This window comes from Streptomyces odonnellii (assembly GCF_000981895.1).
Classification (GTDB): Bacteria; Actinomycetota; Actinomycetes; order Streptomycetales; family Streptomycetaceae; genus Streptomyces; species Streptomyces odonnellii.
The window spans coordinates 1-5,206 of record NZ_LATD01000538.1; the positions used below are offsets into that span (position 1 = coordinate 1).

Genomic DNA, 5,206 nt, shown 5'->3' on the forward strand with positions numbered 1-5,206 from the left:
CTACCCGTACTGCCCCCTGTACCACCCCCCGCGCCGCTGTCCGCTCGCAGCGCGTAGCCGACTCCGCGCACCGTGTGCACCAGGCGTGGTTCGCCGTCGCTCTCCGTCTTGCGGCGCAGATACATCACATACACGTCCAGCGAGTTGGAACTCGGCTCGAAGTCGAAGCCCCAGACCGCCTTGAGGATCTGCTCCCGGGTGAGCACCTGCCGGGGGTGCGCGAGGAACATCTCCATCAGCGTGAATTCGGTACGGGTCAGCTCCACCCGGCGGCTGCCGCGGGTGACCTCGCGTGTGGTGAGGTCCATGCGCAGATCGGCGAAGGCCAGGACATCGTGCTCCGGCCGGCCGTCGGCCGTGCCGGCCGTCGTGTACGAGCTGCGGCGCAGGAGGGCGCGGATACGGGCGAACAGCTCGTCCAGCTCGAAGGGCTTGACCAGGTAGTCGTCGGCGCCCGCGTCCAGCCCCGTGACCCGGTCGCCGACCGTGTCGCGGGCCGTCAGCATCAGGATCGGGACCTTCGAACCGGCGGCCCGGAGGCGGCGGGCCGCGGTCAGACCGTCCATGCGGGGCATCTGGATGTCGAGAACGATCAGGTCCGGGCTGTACGCGGCCGCCTTGGCGAGGGCGTCGACGCCGTCGACGGCGACCTCGGTCCCGTACCCGTCGAACGCGAGGCTCCGCTGGAGGGCCTCGCGTACGGCGGGTTCGTCGTCGACGATCAGGATTCTCTGCGGATCGCCTTCGGCGGGACTCATATCTCGTCTACCTCGTGGATGTCTCGTGGGTTCTTGTGGGTTCTCGTCGGGCCGGTCGCCGGTCGTACCGGTGCTCGTCGGCTCGTACCGGTGCTATCAGCGTCGCACGGCCGGGGGCGTTGCCGTGCTGGGTGCCCCCGGGGAGCGGATCCCGGCGAACCGGATCAGTTCGTACCCCCGTCGCGCAGCGCGGCCAGGTCCGACTTGACGGTGTTGATCGGGATCGCGAAGCCCAGGCCGACGCTGCCCGCGCTGGAGCCCGCGTCGACCGATGCCGAACTCGGCGCGTACATCGCGGAGTTGATGCCGATGATCTGTCCGTTCATATCGATCAGCGCCCCACCGGAGTTGCCCGGGTTGAGCGAGGCGTCGGTCTGGATCGCCTTGTACGTGGTCTTCGAGGAGCCGGTGTCGCCGTTGAACTGCTGCCCGCCGAATTCGAACGGCCAGTTTCCGCCGCCGCCCTGCTGCCACGGGTTCGCGCTCTGGCCGTCGCCCTGGCCCTGGTCCTGCTCCTTGGCGACGGTGACATCGCGGTCGAGCGCGGAGACGATACCGCTGGTGACCGTGCCGGTCAGGCCCTCGGGGGAGCCGATCGCCACGACCCCCTCGCCCACCTTGAGCCGGCCGGAGTCGCCGAGGGTGGCCGCCTTGAGGCCGCTCGCGCCGTCGAGCTTGATCAGCGCGAGATCCTTGTCGGCGTCGGTGCCCACGACCTTGGCGTTGTACGTCCTGCCGGTGCTGAGCTGCACTTTCACCGTGGACGCGCCGCTGATGACATGGTTGTTGGTGACGATCTCGCCGTCGGAGGTGATGATCACGCCGGAGCCGGTGGACTCGCCGCCGGTCGAGCTGGCGTTGATCTCGACGATGCTGGGGGACACGGCCGCGGCGACCCCGGCGACGGTGCCCTTGCTGCTCTGCGAGACGGGGGTGCCGCTGACGATGCCGGCGGCGGTGGTGCCCGTGCTGTCGTCGGAGTACTGCCCGACCAGGGCGGCCGTGCCGCCGCCGACGACCGCGGCGGCGAGCGCCACCGCCGCGAGGAGCGTGCCGGGCGTACGGGCGCGGCCCCGGCCGCGGTGGGTCGGCGGGGCGGGGGGACCGTACGCGGGCGGCGGCGGGTAGGCCGCCGGTCCCGGGAACCCGCCGTTGGGCTGCTGCTGCGTGCTGTCTGCGTCGCCGCTGCTGCGGTGGTAGTCGGTCATGGAATCGACTGTCGGCGCGCGAGATGAGAACGGGCTGAGGACGTCCTGAGAAGCCCAACAAAACGGTGTATGCCCCATGTAAGGGCCGCAGGACCCGGCCCCAGGCTCCTTACCCGCCGCACCCGCAAGACCGGCGCACGATCAGCGCCGACGGGAACTGCTTCACCCGTTCCCGTCGCGAGCCCGCCAGCCGCAGGCCGTCGTCCAGCACCAGGTCCACCGCCGCCCGTGCCATCGCCGGGCGGTCCGAGGAGACCGTCGTCAGCGGGGGATCGGTGAGACCGGCTTCCTTTACGTCGTCGAAGCCCGCCACCGCAAGTTCGCCCGGGACGTCGAGCCGCAGTTCGCGGGCCGCCCGCAGTACGCCGATCGCCTGGTCGTCCGTCGCGCAGAACAGCGCCGGGGGCCGGTCTGGGCCCGAGAGCAGGTCCAGCGCGACCCGGTACGCGTCGTACCGGTTGTACGGGGCCTTGAACAGGCGGCCCTCCACCGACCGGCCCGACTCCAGCATCGCCCGCCGCCAGCCCTCGACATGGTCGGTCACCGGGTCGCCGACGACCGGGGTGGACTCGACGCCGCCGAGACATGCCACGTACTCGTAACCGTGCTCCAGCAGATGACGGGTGGCGAGCTGCGCGCCGCCGATGTCGTCCGTGACGACCGCGACGTCGTCGATGCCTTCGGGCCGCTCGTGCAGCAGCACCACCCGCGCGTCCCAGGCCTCGATCTCGGCGGCGGCCCGCTCGCTCGGCCCCTGGCTGACCAGGATCAGCCCGGAGACCCGCATCCCCAGGAACGCGCGCAGATAGTGGACCTCGCGCTCGTCCCGGTAGTCGGAATTGCCGACGAGCACCATTTTCCCGCGCTCGGCCGCGGCCTGTTCCACCGCGTGCGCCATCTCCGCGAAGAAGGGCTGCCGGGCGTCGGGGACGACCATCCCTATCAGGTCGGTCCGCCGCGAGGCCATCGCCTGGGCGACCCGGTCCGGGCGGTAGCCCAGCTCTTTGATCGCGGCGACCACCCGCTCGCGCGTGGCCGGGGCGACCGGCCGGGGTCCGTTGTTGATGACGTAGCTGACGACAGCGGTCGACGTACCCGCCAGTCGTGCCACATCGTCCCGCGTCACCTTGGCCACGCGCGGCAGTCTACGCGTGGTGACCTACCGCTTGGCAGGCTGTCCGGCAGGTTCCTGTACAGCGTCCAGTTCGGTGGCCGAAACCGTACGTCCGTGCTCGCCCGTCCGCCCGTGCCGCGGCTCGGCGCGGGAGCCATCGGCGACGGATCCTTTCGCCCGGCCCGCCTCCTCGGCACCGGCAGCAGCACCGGCGCCGGTGCTGGCGCCGGCACCCGTACCCGCGCTCCGCTCGGCCTTCTCCGCGCCGCGCTCGGACTTCTCCGGGGTGACGAAGCGGTAGCCGACGTTCCGTACGGTCCCGATCAGCGACTCGTGCTCGGGGCCGAGCTTGGCGCGCAGGCGCCGTACGTGCACATCGACCGTGCGCGTACCGCCGAAGTAGTCGTACCCCCAGACCTCCTGGAGGAGCTGGGCCCGGGTGAAGACCCGGCCGGGGTGCTGCGCGAGGTACTTGAGCAGCTCGAACTCCTTGAAGGTCAGGTCCAGGACCCGCCCCTTGAGCTTCGCGCTGTAGGTGGCCTCGTCGACCGACAGATCACCGTTGCGGATCTCCATCGGGGAGTCGTCCGTCGAGATCTGCTGGCGGCCCATCGCGAGCCGCAGCCGGGCCTCGACCTCGGCCGGACCCGCCGTGTCGAGCAGGACGTCGTCGATCCCCCAGTCCGCGGTGACCGCGGCCAGCCCGCCCTCCGTGACCACCAGGATCAGCGGGCAGCCGGGTCCGGTGGACCGCAGGAGCTGGCAGAGCGACCGCACCTGCGGAAGGTCGCGCCGGCCGTCGATCAGGATCACATCGGCACCGGGGGTGTCGACGAGCGCGGGCCCCTCCGCGGGGGCCACCCGCACATTGTGGAGCAGAAGCCCGAGAGCCGGCAGCACCTCCGTCGAGGGCTGGAGTGCGTTGGTGAGGAGCAGCAGAGAACTCATCGCCGCTCACCCACCCCGGCCGGAACGCGGTCGACGGCGCCCGGACTGCGGTCATTCGGGTCGTACGCGTGGTGCGCGGTTCGCTTGCCCATTACGTCAGTTCCTCCTCGGTCCCTGCGAGGACGTATGCGGCACTGCTCGGTAGTGCTGCGGCGCGGTACCAGGACCGCGCAACTCAGTACTACCGCTTGATACTGCCCGGTATCGCTGTGTCATCTGTCTGTAACAACGAACCGGAAACACAAAAGGACCCGGGGGCTGCGTTGCCCGGATCCTCTTCGAAGCAGAATAACCCACATGCGTACCGCATCATCTGGTCAATCCCGCAGATCATCTGATTACTCTGCCGGGTCGGGTGCCCGGCGCACCATGCTCAGGACCGCGGACGGGGTCCCCATCGAGTCGGTGTACGAGCCGTGTACGGCGGGTATCGCCCCGGATTCCGGCGGTCCGCAGGGGGCCGGTGGAGGGACCGCGATCGTGGTCGCGCACGGCTTCACAGGTTGGGTCGAACGGCCCGCGGTACGGCGGGTCGCGCGGGTCTTCGCCCAGCGTGCGGCGGTGGTGACGTTCTCGTTCCGGGGTCATGGGGGCTCCGGCGGACGCTCCACGGTGGGCGACCGGGAGGTGCTGGATCTGGCGGCGGCGGTCGCGTGGGCACGCTCGCTCGGGCACCGGCGGGTGGTGACGGTGGGGTTCTCGATGGGCGGCTCGGTGGCGCTTCGGCACGCCGCGTTGCACAGGGGGCGCACGGATGCGCGGACCGACGCGGTGGTCTCCGTAAGCGCTCCCGCGCGCTGGTACTACCGGGGAACGGCGCCGATGCGGCGGCTGCACTGGGTGGTCACCCGGCCCGCCGGACGGCTCGTCGGACGCTTCGGATTGCATACGCGTATCCACCACCGGGAGTGGGATCCGGTGCCGCTGTCGCCGGTCCAGGCGGTCCCGCTGATCGCGCCGACCCCGCTGCTGGTCGTCCACGGCGACCGCGACCCGTACTTCCCGCTGGACCATCCGCGGATGCTGGCGGCCGCCGCGGGCGCGGCGGCGGGACGAGGGGCGGGACCTGCGGAACTTTGGCTGGAACCCGGCATGGGGCACGCGGAGAACGCGGCGGACGAGGCGCTGCTGCGACGGATCGCGGAGTGGCTGGCGGGGCCGACGGGGCGGGCACGGGG

At 71.1% G+C, this 5,206-nt stretch carries 5 protein-coding genes; 1 reads left to right on the plus strand and 4 read right to left on the minus strand.

Features of this window, described 5'->3' with window-relative positions:
- The 4 genes from WH07_RS34635 to WH07_RS34650 form a co-directional block, all read right to left on the minus strand.
- A partial coding sequence (locus tag WH07_RS34635; protein ID WP_063775884.1) for a response regulator transcription factor occupies positions 1–758 on the minus strand: 758 nt, incomplete at its 3' end.
- A gap of 164 nt (positions 759–922) precedes the next feature.
- On the minus strand, positions 923–1,966 hold the full coding sequence (locus tag WH07_RS34640; protein WP_046508981.1) for a S1C family serine protease: 1,044 nt from the start codon (positions 1,964–1,966) through the stop codon (positions 923–925).
- 109 nt (positions 1,967–2,075) lie between these two features.
- On the minus strand, positions 2,076–3,101 hold the full coding sequence (locus WH07_RS34645) for a LacI family DNA-binding transcriptional regulator (RefSeq protein WP_046508983.1): 1,026 nt from the start codon (positions 3,099–3,101) through the stop codon (positions 2,076–2,078).
- 24 nt (positions 3,102–3,125) lie between these two features.
- Positions 3,126–4,028 (minus strand): response regulator transcription factor, encoded by a 903-nt coding sequence (locus WH07_RS34650; RefSeq protein ID WP_232789166.1) that lies wholly within the window; start codon positions 4,026–4,028, stop codon positions 3,126–3,128.
- A 297-nt stretch (positions 4,029–4,325) separates the two neighbouring features.
- Between WH07_RS34650 and WH07_RS34655 the strand changes: the two genes are divergently transcribed.
- A partial coding sequence (locus tag WH07_RS34655; RefSeq protein ID WP_079023805.1) for an alpha/beta hydrolase family protein occupies positions 4,326–5,206 on the plus strand: 881 nt, incomplete at its 3' end.

Coding starts and splice junctions, on each gene's coding strand:
- WH07_RS34650 (WP_232789166.1), bottom strand. CDS start 4,028: ATGAGTTCTCTGCTGCTCCTCACCAACGCACTCCAGCCCTCGACGGAG.
- WH07_RS34640 (WP_046508981.1), bottom strand. CDS start 1,966: ATGACCGACTACCACCGCAGCAGCGGCGACGCAGACAGCACGCAGCAG.